This window comes from Pseudomonas sp. Marseille-P9899 (assembly GCF_903166565.1).
In the GTDB taxonomy this organism is placed as follows: domain Bacteria; phylum Pseudomonadota; class Gammaproteobacteria; order Pseudomonadales; family Pseudomonadaceae; genus Aquipseudomonas; species Aquipseudomonas huaxiensis.
Genome location: NZ_CAESCG010000001.1, coordinates 1,539,659 through 1,556,603, shown reverse-complemented (window position 1 = coordinate 1,556,603; position 16,945 = coordinate 1,539,659). Strand labels below are relative to the sequence as shown.

The following is a 16,945-nucleotide window of genomic DNA, read 5'->3' as shown; positions in this document are numbered from 1 at the left end:
GGCGCACGATGAATCAGGTCAGACAATGGGTGACGCATTGCGTCGAAGTCATCGCCGACTGGCTGATGGCCTGGCGCAAGGGGCTGCTGGCGCTGTTCGTGCTGCTCAGCCTGGGGCTGGGCTACAGCGCCCTGAACACGCAACTGGACCCCGGCTTCAACAAGCAGATCCCGGTGCGCCATGCCTATATGGTCAACTTCCTTAAGTTCAGCCAGTACTTCACCGGCGCCAACCGCCTGCTGGTCAGCGTGCGCTGGAAAGGCGAGGGCGACATCTATAACCCCGAATTCCTCGAAACCCTGCGCAAGGTTACTGACGATGTGTTCTTCATCAGCGGCGTCAGTCGCCCCAGTGTGACGTCGCTGTTCACCGCCAACGTGCGCTATATCGAGATCACCGAGGAAGGTTTCTATGGTGATGTGGTGGTGCCGCCACGTTTCAGCGGCAGTCCCGACGACCTCGCCCAGGTGCGCAGCAACGCTGCGGCGTCAGGGCAGGTCGGCCGGCTGATCGCCAATGACCTGAAGTCGGCCATGGTCCGCGCCGACCTGCAGGACCTCGATCCGCGCAGCGGCAAACCGGTGGACTACACTCAAGTGGCCAACAGCCTGGAAGAGATCCGCCAGAAATACGCCAGCGACACCATCGAGATCAACGTCGTCGGCTTCGCCAAGCTGGTGGGCGATGTGGTGGAGGGGCTGACCACGGTGATCGGTTTCTTCGCCATCGCCTTCGTCATTACCGGGCTGTTGTTGTGGCTGTATTCCCGCTCCCTGCGCCTGACCCTGGTGGCGCTGGTAGTAGCGTTGCTGCCGGTGGTCTGGCTGCTGGGGTTGCTGCCGCTGCTGGGCCTGGGCATCGATCCGATGTCGATTCTGGTGCCGTTCCTGATCTTCTCGATTGGCGTGTCCCACGCGGTGCAGATGACCAACGCCTGGAAACAGGACGTGGTCGCTGGCGCCACCTCGCTGCAGGCGGCGCGCACGGCGTTCTGCAAGATCTTCATTCCCGGCTCCCTGGCACTGCTGATGAATGCCCTGGGCTTCGGCGTGATCATGCTGATCGACATTCCCATCGTTCACGAACTGGGGGTGACGGCGTGCATCGGCGTGATGCTGATGATCATCACCAACAAGCTGATGCTGCCGATCATCATTTCCTGGCTGCCGCTGGAGCGCGGGCTGTTGAGCCGCGAACAGGCCGGCCGGCAAGAACGCCATAAATTGTGGTGGCGCTTGTCGGCGCTGGCCGAGCCGGGGCCGGCGCTGGCGGTGTTCGGCCTGAGCCTGTTGCTGCTCGCGGCCGGCGCCTGGAAAGCCCGTGACCTGGCGGTGGGCGATATCGGTGCCGGCGCGCCGGAGCTGCGCGCCGACTCGCGTTACAACCAGGACAACGCGCGGATCATCAGCAGCTATTCCATTGGCCTGGATGTGCTCGCGGTGTTCGTCCAGACCCACGACGTCGAGGAAGGCTGCCTGAACCCGGAAGTGATGCGCGCGGTGGAAGGTTTCGACTTCCGCATGCGGGCAGTGCAGGGCGTGCAGTCGGTGCAGAGCGTAGCCGGGATGGGCAAGCGGGTGATCGCCGGCAACAACGAAGGTAATCCTCGCTGGGCGGCGATTCCAGGTTCCTCTCGCGGCCTGAGCCAGGGCGCTCGCGCGTATATGCCGGACGACGGGCTGGTCACCGATGGTTGCCAGCAGATGCAGATTCTGGTGTTTCTCGCCGACCACGAAGGCGCCACCGTCAGCCACGCAGTCAACGAAGCGAAGCGGATCATCGCCGAGGTGGCCACGCCGCGGGTGGAGTTCCTCCTGGCGGGCGGCAACGTCGGCGTGATGGCGGCCTCCAACGAGGCGGTCAAGCGTGCCGAGGTGATTATGCTTGCGGCGTTGTTCGGTTCGGTGGCGCTGTTCTGCTGGCTGACCTTCCTCTCGGTGCGAGCGGTGCTGTGCATCCTGGTGCCGCTGGCGATCGTGGCGATTCTCTGCAACGCGCTGATGGCGATGCTCGGCATCGGCCTGAAAGTTGCGACCTTGCCGGTGATGGCCTTGGGCGTGGGCGTTGGCGTGGATTACGGCATCTACCTGTACGAGCGCATCCAGCACGAGATGTCGGCCGGCGCCGACCTGCGCGAGGCGTTCTACCAGGCCATGTGCCAGCGCGGCACGGCGGCGGTGTTCACTGCCCTGACCATGTCCATTGGCGTGTGCACCTGGGCCTTTGCGCCGCTGAAGTTCCAGGCCGACATGGGCGTGCTGCTGTCGTTCATGTTCCTGGTCAACGTGCTCGGCGCGATCTTCCTGTTGCCGGCCCTGGCGGCCTGGTTCAACCGCGGGCGACCGCTGGTGGCCCGGGAGGCGCAAGCGGTGGAGGTGGTGCGCGGTGAATTCCGCCAGAAGAAGCAACCGGCAGCACCACACATCCGATAGCTGCGGATATCAGGGAGCGCCCTATTGTGGGCGCTCCGGGAGATAGCGAGACTGCAACGCGACGTGCACTTCGAGGGGGCTGATGGCCCCCGAGTCGAACTCATAACAATAAGAAGGGAAGGCCCAGCCTTACCCGAGCGAGGAGAAGACTGTGGAGAACCCTGTGCTGACCCCGGATGGCCTGAGCAAGCTCGGTCTGGATCTTGCCGGTTACGACCGGCTGGTGAGCGAAGTCTACGACGGCGCCATCAACCCCCGGCAGATGGCCCGCGCCCTGACCAGCTTCCGCGACCTTTACGGTGCCAACTACGTGACCCTGATCCTGAGGGTGCCAGACCAGCCTGACATGGGCCTGATGATCATCGTCGGCGATATCGAAGGCGCGGGCGAAGTCAGCTACATGACCTACCCGCAAACCCAGACGCCCTTCACCAACCAGCCGCTGGACTACGTCTTCACCGTGGATGATGTGCTCACCAGCAGCCAGTGGGAGCAATCGGCGTACTTCAAGATGTTCTGCGGGCCCCAGGATGTCTACCACGTCATGGGCGCCGATATCTCCACCGCCGATGGCGGCAAACTGCGCCTGCGCATCACCCGGCCCAAACGGGCGCCGGCCTTCTCCCGCGACGACCGGGCGCTGTGCGCGATGTTCCTGCCGCACCTGCGTCGCGGCATGCAAATGCACAACCTGCTCGACCGCAGCGAATCCCTCAGCGACCTGTACGCCCAGGCCATCAGTCGCCTGTCGGTGGCGACCCTGGTGCTGGACGAGAGTGGCAGCGTGCTGCGGGTCAACCCGGTGGCCCATGACCTGCTGGCCCAGGCCGATGGCCTTAAACTGGTCGGCGGGCGCCTGGAAGCCACCTATCCCAGCGACAACCGCGAGTTGCAACGCTTGATCCGCGCGGCGTTTTCTCAGGATGCACCGAAAAGCGCCGAGGCCATGTCGGTGACCCGGCCGTCCGGGCTGGTCAACCTGGGGCTGGTGGTGGAACCGATTCCGTCGCTGGACTGGGCGGAGGGCAAGGGCAAGCCGGCGGCGCTGGTGTACATCCGCGATGCCGCCAGCAAGTCGCTGGCAAGCGAATTGGTGACCAAGCAACTGTTCAACCTGACCAAGGCCGAGACCGCGCTGGCCATGGAACTGGCCAACGGCCTGTCACTGGAAGAGGCCGCCGAGGAACTGAACATCCGCCGCAACACCGCGCGGGCGCACTTGCGTTCGATCTTCTCCAAGACCGGCGTGCGCCGGCAGACCGAGCTGGTGCGGATCCTGCTCAACAGCGTGGTGGCGTTGGGCAAACCGAAAATGCCACTGAAGGCCCCCGGCAAACTGAAGGTTCCTCCGCCGCAACTGGCGGTGCCGATGGCGCGGCGGGCGTGAAGGGCTCATGCGTGTTGTGAATAAGCGTTAGGCCAAAACGGTCTTAACAACTATCAGTTATGTCAGGTGTGCAACAGGTGCGGCACGCAAAGAATGGGGGCAACGGGCAGGCAGCTTGCCGCCCCTTCTTTTCGAGGTGAACCGATATGGCCGGCGTAGATGACATTGTTCTGAAAGTGTCCCAACTCACCAAGGTCGCGGAATTGAACGCGGTGACAGACGCGGTTAAAAGCCGATTGGCCGCTTTGCCTCGCGTAGCTGTGTACCACTCAGATGGGACTATCCCGGGAGGCCTTATTGAAGTGCCTACCCAGGCGGAACAACTGAAAGAGATGCAAGCCCTTCTTGACCGTATGAGATCTCAAGGCGACGAAAAGACGGAATAGAAAAGGGCAGCCTCTGTCCCTTTCCGGCCCCATGCAAAAGCCCAGCCTCGTCCAGCTGGGCTTTTGTTTGTAGTGTGTTTTTAGTCTTCTCGGACGATGTTTTCGATCGGGTTGCTGCTGATCATGGGGCTGCTGTGCAGCCCTTCGCGAGCAAGCTCGCTCCTACGGGGATTGCGGTGTTTCTGCTTCTGTAGGAGCGAGCTTGCTCGCGAAGGATCAACGCCCAACTCATGGAGATTCCAATGCCCACAACCGCCATCACCGGCTCTGCCTCCGGCATCGGCGCCGCCGTTGCCACGGCCTTGCGCGCCGCCGGCCACCGCGTCATCGGTATCGACCGCGGCAACGCCGAGGTCATTGCCGACCTGTCCACCCGCGAAGGCCGCGATGCGGCCACCGCGCAGGTTCTCGAACTCAGCGACGGCGTCCTCGATGGCCTGGTCTGCTGCGCCGGTATCGGTGTCACCGCGCCGTCCTGCGGGTTGATCGTGGCGGTCAACCATTTCGGCGTCAGCCAACTGCTCGGCGGTCTTGAAGGTGCGTTGGCCAAGGGCAGCAACCCGGCGGCGCTGGTGATCGGCTCGGTGGCGGCGATCCGTCCCGGCGCCGAGCAGGAACCCATGACCCTGGCCATGCTCGACAACGACGAGGCCCGGGCGCTGGACATCGCCAACACCCTGGGCGAACCGCAGGTGGCCTACGCCTGCTCCAAATATGCGATCACCCACCACGCCCGGCGCCTGGCGGCGGCCTGGGGAGCCAAGGGCATTCGCCTCAACGTGGTCGCGCCCGGCGCGGTGGAAACCCCGTTGCACGACGCTTCGCGAAACGACCCGCGCTTTGGCGATGCGGTACGTGCGTTTGTCGCGCCGCTGGGGCGCAACGGTCATCCCGAGGAAATCGCAGCGCTGATCGCTTTTCTGCAGTCGCAACAGGCGAGCTTTATCCACGGCAGCGTGATGTACATCGACGGCGGCATGGACGCCATGGTCCGGCCGCAGCGGGTCTGAGGAAAACACATGAACAAGGTTGCATTCATCACCGGCGCCAGCCGCGGTATCGGCCGCGCGGCGGCGCTGGCGTTCGCCCGGGCCGGCTTTGACCTGGCGATCAGCGCCCGCACTCTGGACGAAGGCGAGCAGCACCCGCACGCCTTGCGCGATGCCAGCGGCGCGCCGCTGCCGGGCAGCCTCAACGGCACCGCCGAAGCCATCCGTGCGCTCGGCCGCAAGGCGCTGGTGGTGCCGATGGACCTGCTCGACAGTGACTCGGCACTGGCTGCGTGCAAAGCGGTGCTCGCCGAATACGGCCGCATCGACGTGCTGATCAATAACGCGATCTACCAGGGCAGCGACCTCAATGCCGGTTTCATGGCATTGCAGCCCGAGACGCTGGAGAGGATGTTCAAGGGCTACATTCTCACGCCTTTCCTGTTGACCCGCGCCGTGGCCCAGGTGATGGCGGAGCAGGGCGATGGCGTGGTGATCAACGTCACTTCCGGCGCCGGCGAAAGCGATCCGCCGGTTGCGGCCGGGAAGGGCGGCTGGGGCTATGCCTATGGCGCGGGCAAGGCGGCGGTGTCGCGGTTGTCGGGGATCGTTGCGGTGGAGCTGGGTGATGCCGGGGTTCGCGCCTACACCGTCAACCCCGGAGTGGTGACCACCGATGCGCTGAAAGCCACTATCGGCGAGAAGGGTGTGATTGCCCTGCGCGCCGGCAGTGCGCCGCCGGAAGTGCCGGCGGCGGTGATGTTGTGGCTCGCCACTCATGAAGAGGCCAGCCAGTATCAGCGCCAGACCCTCGCGGCCCAGCCGTTTGCCAGGAAGCTTGGGTTGTTTGCCGGCTGAGTCGGACTTTCAGGCTCAGTGTGGGGGCGAGAGAACTCGCGCCCACCCCAGGCTGAGCCCCGTGGCAGACGCGGCGCAGACGTGGTGCTTGAGAAACCTTGCACGCAAATTTTTCTATTGAGCGGTAGCTGTTAAAGTGCCATCAATAAAAAATGTTTCATCTCGCCAAGGTCGGGCCCGTCAATTGCTAGCGTAGCCCTGCTGCGCCGTCAGGGATGAGTCGCCTGATCCACACTAGGAGTTGTTGTGGACAGACGTAGAACTGCAGTACCTCGCACGGCCCGTACCCGCTTGTCGCTGGCTGTCAGCCTGGCCATGTTCGGCGCCTTCACCGGCATCGACCCTGTTTTCGCCGCGTGTACACCCGGCGCACCCGCCGATAACGCGGCGGTGAACTGCACGGGCACCAGCCTGGACGTAGCGCTGAACGCCAACTCGCTGACGGTAACGGTCGGCATCGGCGCACTGTTGACGAGGAACGACATTACCTTCCCGACGCTGGCCATTACGGGTATCAACAACACCTTCATCAACAACGGCAACATCGACCCGGGCTACTACGGACCGCCACCTGTCCGCATGTCGCCGGTCAAGATAACCAGCCCCACCGCCTCGAACCTGACGATCACCAACAACTCAGGTACCGGCAACAACGGCCAGATCGTCGGTTACAGCGGCTTCCTCGGCATCGGCATGACCAACCTCACCGGTGCGGCGCTGGACATCAACAATGGCTCTGGCGGGCGCACGAACATCAACAACTACGGCCGGATCCTGTCGATCCTGCTCTCTGGCGCTACAGAAACCGAGCCCGACCTGCCAGTGATCGGGGTCTACGGCGGTAGCCAGGTGACGTTCACCAACACCGGCACCATCACCGGGCGGATTGCCTTCGAAAGTTCGGGCGAGGGCAACATCTTTATTAACCAGGGCACCATTACCGGCGGCGTGTCGTTGGGCCAGGGTGGTGGCAACAATGAGTTCAGGGCAATAACCGGCTCGTCAGTCGTCAGCGGCGGCGGCAGCGGCGCGGCGCTGTCGATCAATGGCCTGCAGTTCGCCGCCACCGGCATCGTCGATGGCGGGGCCGGCGGCGACAATACGCTGTACCTGCAGAACACCCTGAACGGCGGCACGGGTACCAATACGGGCGTCGGCAACATAAACCTGAGCTCCTACGTCAATTTCGGCTTCCTGAATCTCCTCGGTGGGACCTGGACTGTGCAAGGCGCTCTGACCGACGGCGTCATGGCCGTCCTGCAGGGTGGCACGCTGCAAACCGACAACAGCGGCTTTATCGGTACCGGCCTTATCGGCGGCTATGGCGGTACGATCGCCAGTTCTGCGGCGACGATGAACTTCGCCAACAATTTCTACCTGGGTTATTCGTACGACATCGCCGCCGGCGGCCTGACGTTCAGCAGCAACACCACCGCGTTCACCCTCTCGGGCACAATCGACGGGGAGATCAATTCCCAGCTGGTCAAGACCGGTACTTCGTCGCTGCGCCTGAACGGCGTTAGTACTTACATTGCCGGCACCATGCTCAATGGCGGCTCGCTCATCATCGGCAGCAACCAGGCGCTGGGTACCGGCAGTGTCACCGCAGCGACCGGTACCCGGATCGACTCCGCAGCCACCTCGACCCTGAGCAACACCTTCAACCTGGCGGGGACCGTGAATTTCGGCGGCACCAGCTCACTGACCCTGAGCGGGTTGGTCCAGGGCAGTGGTGCCCTGCTTAACAAGGATGGCTCGGGCACGTTGGTGCTGACGCGCAGCAATACCTACAGCGGCGGCACAACGCTGACGGCCGGCACCCTGGGGATCGGCAGCAACCAGGCGCTGGGCGTTGGCAGCGTGGCCGCGGCAAACGGTACCCGGATCAACTCCGTGGCTACCTCGATCCTGAACAACAGCATTCTCATGACTGGCACCGTGAATTTCGGTGGCAGCAGCACGCTGACCCTGAACGGCACGATCCAGGGCGCCAGCGCCGTGCTCAACAAGGACGGCTCGGGCACGCTGGTCCTGACCAGCGCCAACACCTACGGCGGCGGCACCACGTTGAGCGCCGGTACGCTGACGCTCGGCAGCAACAGCGCAATCGGCTCCGGCAACTTGACGGTAACCGGGGCCTCGACCCTGACCAGCAACCAATTTGTCACCTTCCTCAAAGATGTTGCGCTTAACAGCACCCTGACCGTGGGCGGCAACAACGATCTGCGCCTGCTCGGTAACATCACCGGGAGCTCAAGCAACAAGCTGATCAAGACCGGCAACGGCAATCTCATTCTGGGCGGGAACAACAGCTTTACGGGCGGGATCGAGCTCAATGCAGGTTCCGTGACACTGCTCATCGCGGGTGTGCTGGGCAACGGCGGCCTGACGGTCACCGGCAACAGCAGCCTGGTGGTCGAGATGCAGCAGACCAACCTCCAGCCGGTCGCCATCAATTCGGGCGCAAGCTTGCAACTGGTCGCCAACCAGGCCTACGCGCTGCAGGGCGTGCTGTCCGGCAGCGGAACGCTGGTCAAGGATGGCACCGCAGACTTGTCGCTGATGGCGATATCGCCGAACTCCTTCAGCGGCCTGTTCGATGTGGTCAAGGGCCAGCTCGCCTCAATGATTCCGGGCAGCCTGGGCACCAATCCGAGCGTGAATATCGGCAGCAACGGCACCGTCAGCCTGGCAGGCAGCGAAACCATCGACGCTCTCAGCGGCACTGGCAGCCTGGTAATCGGCGACGGCGGCATCCTGAGGGTCGGCAGCCTCAACAGCAGCTCCACCTTCGGCGGCGCCCTATCGGGCGCCGGCACGCTACAGAAGATCGGCACCGGCAACCTGACCCTCACCGGCACCAGCGTTATCGGCGGTGTCACCAGCGTCAGCGCCGGGCGCCTGACGCTCGGCTCGGGTGCCAGCCTGAACAGCGCCGGGGTGACCGTAGTCAACGGCGCCAGCCTGGCAGGCAGCGGCACCGTGCTCAGCAACCTGACCGTCAACTCTGGCGGTCACCTGGTGCTCGCCTCGGGAGGCACCCTGACGGCCAGCAGCCTGAGCCTGAGCAACGGCAGCATTGTCGACGTTGCACTCGGCACGCCTTCGCTGACCCCGATGCTCAACATCGGCGGTGCTGCAACCATGGGCACCACCTCGTTCAATTTCACCGATCTTGCGGACATCGCCAACGGCACCTACCGCCTGGTCACTCACCAGTCGGGGCTGCTGGCACCTACGGCCACGATCGCGTCGATGCCGACCGACTTCCTGCCGGGCGAGCTGCTGCTGCAATATGTCAGCGGCGGGATCAACGTCATCGTCAACTCCATGAGCCTGGCCACCCAGTACTGGGATGGCATCGCCTCGGGCGCCAACGGCAGCATCGATGGCGGCGGCGGTGTCTGGAATGCGGGCAACACCAACTGGACCAACGCCAGCGGCAACACCAACGATGTCTGGAAAGGCGTTTCGGCGGTCTTCCAGAATGGTTCGGGCACCGTGGCCATCCAGGGTACCCAGACCATCAGCGCGTTGCGCTTCAAGAGCGATGGCTACGTGCTGTACGCCGATGCGACCAATGGCCTGAGCCTGGTCAACAGTTCGGGCGGCTCGGTGGTGGTGACGGTCGACAGCGGCTTGACCGCGACACTTGATACCCCCTTGGCCGGTACCGGCAAGCTGGAGAAAAGCGGTGCCGGGACACTGGTCCTGACCCGTAGCAACAGCTACGCAGGTGGCACCGCGCTGACTGCGGGCACGCTGTTGGTCCGTGATAACAACGCTTTGGGCAATGGCGCCCTGAGCCTTGCCTCCGGTACCACCCTGAGCAGCAACCTGTCCGCGCTGCAACTGGCCAACAACGTCGTCCTCGCCGGTGCGTCCACCGTCGATGTCAGCTCCGGCACCCTGAGCCTGAACGGTGTCGTCAGCGGCGCCGGTGGCCTGGTCAAGGTCGGTGCCGGCAGCCTGGTGCTGAATGGCAACAACGCGCAACTGGGCAATACCTCGCTCAACGCCGGTGGCCTCGTGCTGGGCCGCAGCAACGCGCTGGGTGCGGGCACTTTGAATACGGCCAACAACACCACGCTCGACAGCAACCTGACGAGCCTGCTGATCGGTAACAACGTGGCGATCACCGGTAACCTGACGTTCGTCGGCACCCAGGGCCTGACGCTTGATGGCACCGTGTCCGGCACCGGTAACCTGATCAAGAACGGCGTCAGTGCGCTGACCCTGATGAAGGCCAGCACGCTCAATGGCAGCGTCACGTTGAACCAGGGCACGTTGCGCCTTGCCAACAACAATTCGCTGGGCAACACCAACCTGGTGGTCGGTGGCGTGTCGGCCTTGCAGGCGATAACGGACATTACCGTCAACAATGACGTCAGCCTCGGTGGCGAACTGACGATCAACGGCGGCAACGAACTGACCCTTTCGGGCGTGATCTCCGGTGCTTCGGGCCTGGTCAAGGACGGTACCGGCAAGCTGACCCTGAGCGGTGCCAACCTCTACCAGAGCCCTACCACCCTCAATGCCGGCACGCTGGTGCTGGGTAATGCCCAGGCACTGGGCCTCAGCCGGCTGGATGTGAACGGCACCGGCGCGCTGGAAAGCAGCAGCGCCCTGACCGTGGGCAACGACGTCACCATCAGTGGCGCCCTCACCGTGCAGGGCAGCAACAACCTGACCCTGGACGGCTCCATCACCGGCATGGGCAGCCTGACCAAGGCTGGCAGCGGCACCTTGACCCTTAATGGCGGCGACGGTTTCTACGGCGTCTACAACGTCAACGGCGGTCGCCTGATCAGCAACACCGCGATCACCCTGGGCGAGCCGAGCGCAATCAATGTTGCGTCCGGCGCCACCCTGCAATTGGCCGCAGGTGCGGCCACCGGCCAGCTCAACGGCGCGGGTAATGTGCAACTCGATGCCGGCGAATTCCGGGTTGATGAGGGCACCTTCAGCGGCGCGCTGAGCGGAAACGGCGACCTCTACAAAAACAGCAGCGGCACACTGCAACTCAGCGGCAACAGCTCGCTGGCCGGGGCAACCACCGTTGCCGGTGGCATCCTGCGGGTCAACGGCAGCCTGGGTAACGGCAGTGTTTCGGTCGAGAACGGTGCATCCCTGACCGGCAGCGGCACCCTGGGTGGCGCAGTGACCGTCGCCAACGGCGGCCACCTGAGTCTGGCCAGCAGTTCGGTACTGACCCTCGGCTCGCTGGTATTGAATGACCTCTCCAACCTCGATGTCGCCTTGGGCTCCGCCACGGCGGGCGCGGCGGGCCTGGCAAACGTCAGCGGCAACCTGACCCTGGACGGCAAGCTGAATATCACCGACGTCGGTGGCTTCGGCATCGGCGTCTACCGCCTGTTCGACTACAACGGTGCGCTGATCGACAACGGCCTGGAACTCGGCGTACTGCCAACAGGCGTCCCGACCAACGAGCTGGAAGTGCAGACCAGCGTCGCCAACCAGATCAACCTGGTGGCGGGCGGCCCCGACTACATCCGCTTCTGGGATGGTAGCGAGCTGACCGGCAACGGCACCGTCGAAGGCGGCAACGGCACCTGGAGCAGCACCAACAGCAACTGGACCACCATCAACGCCGGGCTCAACGGCGCCTGGAACAGTTCGTTCGCGGTGTTCCAGGGCTCGGCCGGCACAGTGGTCGTGGATGGCACCCAAAGCGTTACCGGCCTGCAGTTCATCACCGACGGCTATCAACTGGTGGGCGGCGGTGCGGATTCGCTGCAACTGGTCAACGGCACCAGTGGCTACAGCACGCTGCGCGTCGACAACGGCGCGACCGCGACGCTGGACGTAAGCCTCGGCGGCAGTGGTGTGTTGAACAAGGTCGACAGCGGCACGCTGGTGCTCAATGGCACCAATACCTACAGCGGCGGCACGCGCCTGACCACGGGCACCCTGGTGCTGGGCAACAACGCTGCACTGGGCACCGGCAGCCTGCGCGTCAGCGCGGGTACCACGCTGGACAGCAACACCCCCGTCAGCGCGGGCAACACAGTGATCCTCGATGGCGACCTGACCCTGGCCGGCAACAATGACCTGACCCTGACCGGGCAGATCAACGGCAATGGCGGGCTGATCAAGAACGGCGCCAACGTGCTGAGGCTCGATGGTAACAACAGCTTCCAGGGCAACACCGAACTCAACAGCGGCACCCTGGTGCTGGGCCATAACAAGGCGTTGGGCAGCAGTGTGCTGGCGGTCAACGGCACCAGCACCGTGCTCGCTGCTGGTATCTCGGAGCTGAAGAACCGCATCCAGTTGGCCAGCAGCCTGACCCTGGGCAACATCGACCCGCTCGCCCTGACCGGACGCATCAGCGGCAACGGCACCTTGATCAAGCAAGGCCCCGGTACCGTGGACCTGACGGGCAGCAATGATTTCAGCGGTACCTACCGCATCAACGATGGTCGCCTCAATCTGGCCGGCAGCAACAGCACCGGCAATCCAGCGATCGACATCAGCACCGACGGCACCCTCGGCGTCGCGGTCGACAGCGCCGTGGGCCTGCTCAGCGGGCAGGGCTCCATCGCACTGGAAAACAACAGCGTGCTGACCCTGATCGGTGGCAGCTATAACGGCGCCATCACCGGTACCGGCAGCCTGAACAAAGTCGGTAGCGGCGGCCTGATCCTGTCGCGCGTCAGCAACATCAGCGGTGCCACGACCCTGACCGAGGGCAGCCTGTCCGTTACCGCGCACGGCGTGCTCGGCACCTCTTCGCTGACCGTCGCCAGCGGTACTACCCTCGACGGTAGCGGCACCATCGACGGCGCGGTGACCATCGCCGATGGCGGCCATGTGGTCGTCAACAGCGGCAAAACCCTGACCACCGGCAACCTGACCCTCAACGACGATTCCAACCTCGACGCCTTGCTGGGTGCTGCGGTACCGGGTGCCTCGGGTCTGCTCAAGGTCAATGGCAACCTGGTGCTGGACGGCAAGCTCAACGTCACCGACGTGGGCGGCTTCGGTCTGGGCGTGTACCGCCTGATCGACTACACCGGCACCCTCACCGATAAGGGGCTGACCCTCGGCACGCTTCCGGGCGGTCTGGTAGCGGGTGATCTGGACGTGCAGACCAGCGTCGGCAGCCAGGTCAACCTGGTGGTCGGTGCGGCGGCGGGTAATGTGCTGTTCTGGGACGGCACCGGTAGCGGAGTCGGTGCCATCGATGGTGGCAACGGCACCTGGGGTGCAACGGGTAGCAACTGGACCAACGCCAGCGGCAACTTCAACCAGGGCTGGAACAACGGCTTCGCCGTGTTCCAGGGCAACACCGGCACGGTCAGCGTCGAAGACACTCAGAGCACCACCGGCCTGCAGTTCCTGACCGATGGCTACCGCCTGGTGGCGGGTGCTGCGGGTGAGCTGGATCTGGTCAACAGCGGCGCGGGTTATGCCGGCGTGCGTGTCGGCAGCGGCAACACCGCTACGCTCGATGTGAGCCTGATCGGCAGCGGCAAGCTGAACAAACTGGAATCCGGCACTCTCGTGCTGAACGGCAACAACAGCTACAGCGGCGGTACTCAGCTCAGCGGCGGTACCTTGGTCGTGGGCAGCAACGCCGCGTTGGGCAGCGGCACGCTGACCACCGACAACCTGACCACGCTGGACAGCAACCGCGCTGTTACCCTCGGCAATGCCGTGACAGTGGACGGTGGCCTGATCCTCGCCGGCAGCAACGACCTTGGCCTTACCGGCACTATCAGCGGTACCGGCGCTCTGGCGAAGAACGGCGCTGCCAACCTGACCCTGAGCGGCAACAACACCTACAGCGGCGGAACCCTGCTCAACGCCGGCAGCCTGACCCTCGGTCACAACGCCGCGCTGGGCTCTGGCGCGCTGAGCATCCTCGGCAACACCAGCCTGGACACCAGCGCCAATCTGCAAGTGAGCAACAACATTGCCGTTTCGCAGCAACTGACCCTCGCGGGCAGCCACGACCTGACCTTGAGCGGTGTGCTCAGCGGCAACGGCGCGCTGATCAAGAACGGCAACGGCCAGCTTCTGCTGACCGGCACCAGCACCTACACCGGCAACACCTCGGTCAACGCGGGCGGCCTCACCGTCAACGGTACCTTCGCCAGCGCCAACGTGCAGATCGCCAACGGCGCCAGCCTGGCCGGCAGCGGTACCTTGTCCGGCCAGGTCAGCCTGGCCGACGGTGCCAACCTGAATGTCGCCAGCGCTACCGCGCCGCTGACGGTCGGTGGCCTGTCGCTGGCTTCTGCCAGCAACCTGAACTTCACCCTGGGCGCGCCGAACAGTGCGACCACGCTGGTGAAGGTCAACGGCGACCTGACCCTCGACGGCCTGCTCAACATCAGCAACGGTGGCGGCTTCGGCGTCGGTGTGTACCAGTTGTTCAGCTACGGCGGCAGCCTGACCAACAACGGTCTGAGCTTCGGTAGCCTGCCGACTGACATCCTCACCTCGCAACTCGAGGTGCAAACCAGCATTGCCAACCAGGTCAACCTGGTGGTCGGTGAAGCCGACGGCAACCTGGTGTTCTGGAACGGTTCCAAAACCAATGCCGACGGCACCGTCAGCGGCGGCAGCGGCACCTGGGGCGCGGACACCAACTGGACCAACTCCACCGGCAAGAACGCCAACGACTGGAGCAGCGGCCAGTTCGCGGTCTTCGGCGGGCAGGCGGGCACGGTCACGGTTTCCGGTCAGCGCGTGTTCTCGGGTATCCAGTTCCTGGCCAACGGCTACAAGCTGGTGGGCGGCACTGGCGATTCCCTCGAAGCGGTCAACGCGGCGGACGGTACCCTCGCAGCATTGCGCGTCGCCAATAGCGCAACGGCGGTGATTGACGCGGCCATCGTGGGCGAGGGCGGCATCCAGAAACTCGACGGCGGCACCGTGGTGCTGAACGGCGCCAACACCTACAGCGGCGGCACCCTGATCAGTGCCGGTACCCTTCAAGGCAACACCACCAGCCTGCAAGGCTCGATCGTCAACGACGCCAGCCTGATCTTCCTGCAGGAGGTCAACGGTAGTTTCGGCGGCACCCTCAGCGGTACCGGCAACGCGATCAAGCGCGGCGCCGGCAACTTGCTGTTCACCGGTTACAACGATTTCAGCGGCACCTTCACTGTCGAGGGCGGCGTGTTGCAGGTCGGTGAGACCGCCGAGGAAGAGCCGGCTCCAGTGGTCGCGTCGTTCGCTTCGTTTGCCCGCATGGCGCTGTTTGCCGCACCGGTCGGCGACACCCTGGCGGCCGATATCACCGTCAACAGCGGTGCCGGCCTCACCGGTACCGGCACCGTCAACAGCGTAGTCAACCACGGCACCGTGCAGCCGGGTGCCAATGGCAACCTGACTGTCACCGGCGACTTCACCAACGCCAGCGATGGTGCCTTGAACATCAACCTGACCCCGCTGCCGACCAGCTACCTGGCCGTGGGCGGCACCGCCAACCTGGCCGGTGAGCTGAACGTGTTCGCAGTAGCACCGTACGCCGGCGACACCACCTACACCTTGCTGACCGCCGACGGCGGCATCACCGGCAAGTTCGACAAGGACAACACCGCAAGCCTGGGTGTGAACTCGAACCTGGCGTTCATCGACACCAGCCTGGTCTACGGCAGCAACGACGTCAGCCTGTCGGTCGCGCGTAATGGCGTGGCCTTCGCCGATGTGGCCGTGAGCGACAACCAGCGTGACGTCGCCGCTGCCCTGGCTTCGGCAGCCGCACCGGCCAGCCTGAAAAGCGCAATCACCAGCATGGACCGTGCCTCGGCGCAGGCGGCGTTCGACAGCCTGTCCGGCGAGATCCACGCCAGCACCGCCAGCGTACTGCTGGAGGATTCCCGCTACCTGCGCAACACCGTCAACGACCGCATGCGCCAAGGCGATTGCGGCAATGGCGATCCGCGCAGCGTGCTCGCTCCGACCAGCGGCCTGCAGAGCACCAGTAGCGGTTGCCAGGGTCAGGGCGTGGGTTGGATCACCGCGCTGGGCGGCTGGGCCACGCATGACGGCGGCAGCGGTGTGGCCAGTGTCGATCGTGACCTGTCCGGCTTCATGCTTGGCTTCGACAACAACCTCAACGACGAATGGCGTGCGGGTATCGCGGCGGGCTACACCAAGACCAGCCTCGATGCCAATAAGCGCAGTTCCGATGCGTCGGTCGACAGCTACCACCTGGCGACGTACCTGAGCTACCAGCTTGATGCCTTCGCTGCACGTATGGGCGCCGGTTATAGCTGGCACGACATCGAAACCAAACGTCATGTCGCCGTCGGCAGCTACAACGAAGAGCTGAAAGCCAAGTACAAGGCGGGCAGTGCGCAGGTGTTCGGCGAAGTGGGTTACACCATTGAAGCCGCAGGCGTGGCGCTGGAACCGTTCGCCGGCATCGCCTACGTCAACTACGACAGCGACACCGGTCGCGAGAAAGGCGGGGCGGGTGCGCTGGAGGCCAGTTCGAAACAGGACGCGACCTTCACCACCGTTGGCCTGCGTGCCGGCAAGCAGTTCGTGCTGGGCAACGGTACCACCCTGACGCCACGCGGCAGCCTCGGCTGGCGCCATGCGTTTGGTGATACCCAGCCGGACGCGGACCTGCGCTTTGTCGATGGTGGCGCGGCGTTCAGCGCTCAAGGTGTACCGCTGGCGAAAGATGCAGCGGTGATCGAGGCGGGGCTGGATGTGAGTGTTGGGGCGGCGGGCAAGCTGGGTGTCGGTTATTCGGGTCAGTTGGCCAGTGATAACCGGGATCATGCGGTGACTGTTAGCTTCAGTCTCGGGTTCTGAGTTGTTTGGGGGCCGCTTTGCGGCCCTTCGCGACGGTTCGGCGCCCCGACGAGCTCGCTCCCACAGAGGATGGCGTGTGGGAGCGAGCTTGCT

At 64.3% G+C, this 16,945-nt stretch carries 5 protein-coding genes; all 5 read left to right on the top strand.

Going from position 1 to position 16,945, the window contains the following annotated elements; all coding sequences use genetic code 11:
• The first annotated feature begins 8 nt into the window (after positions 1–8).
• The 5 genes from HWV67_RS06795 to HWV67_RS06775 all read left to right on the top strand — a co-directional run bounded on the left by HWV67_RS06795 (position 9) and on the right by HWV67_RS06775 (position 16,852).
• On the top strand, positions 9–2,432 hold the full coding sequence (locus tag HWV67_RS06795) for an efflux RND transporter permease subunit (protein ID WP_175650495.1): 2,424 nt from the start codon (positions 9–11) through the stop codon (positions 2,430–2,432).
• 151 nt (positions 2,433–2,583) lie between these two features.
• Positions 2,584–3,819: a helix-turn-helix transcriptional regulator gene (locus HWV67_RS06790; protein ID WP_175650494.1), complete on the top strand. Its 1,236-nt coding sequence runs from the start codon at positions 2,584–2,586 to the stop codon at positions 3,817–3,819.
• A gap of 628 nt (positions 3,820–4,447) precedes the next feature.
• Positions 4,448–5,215 carry an SDR family oxidoreductase gene (locus tag HWV67_RS06785; protein ID WP_175650493.1) on the top strand — a complete coding sequence of 256 codons (768 nt, stop codon included), beginning with the start codon at positions 4,448–4,450 and terminating at the stop codon, positions 5,213–5,215.
• A gap of 9 nt (positions 5,216–5,224) precedes the next feature.
• Positions 5,225–6,052 carry an SDR family NAD(P)-dependent oxidoreductase gene (locus HWV67_RS06780; protein ID WP_175650492.1) on the top strand — a complete coding sequence of 276 codons (828 nt, stop codon included), beginning with the start codon at positions 5,225–5,227 and terminating at the stop codon, positions 6,050–6,052.
• A gap of 246 nt (positions 6,053–6,298) precedes the next feature.
• A complete protein-coding gene (locus tag HWV67_RS06775; RefSeq protein WP_256680029.1) occupies positions 6,299–16,852 on the top strand; it encodes an autotransporter-associated beta strand repeat-containing protein in 10,554 nt (3,517 codons plus the stop codon).
• Positions 16,853–16,945: the final 93 nt, after the last annotated feature.

Bases quoted from the DNA above. Each gene is read 5' to 3' on its own strand.
- HWV67_RS06785 (WP_175650493.1), top strand. From the start codon at position 4,448: ATGCCCACAACCGCCATCACCGGCTCTGCCTCCGGCATCGGCGCCGCC.
- HWV67_RS06780 (WP_175650492.1), top strand. From the start codon at position 5,225: ATGAACAAGGTTGCATTCATCACCGGCGCCAGCCGCGGTATCGGCCGC.
- HWV67_RS06795 (WP_175650495.1), top strand. From the start codon at position 9: ATGAATCAGGTCAGACAATGGGTGACGCATTGCGTCGAAGTCATCGCC.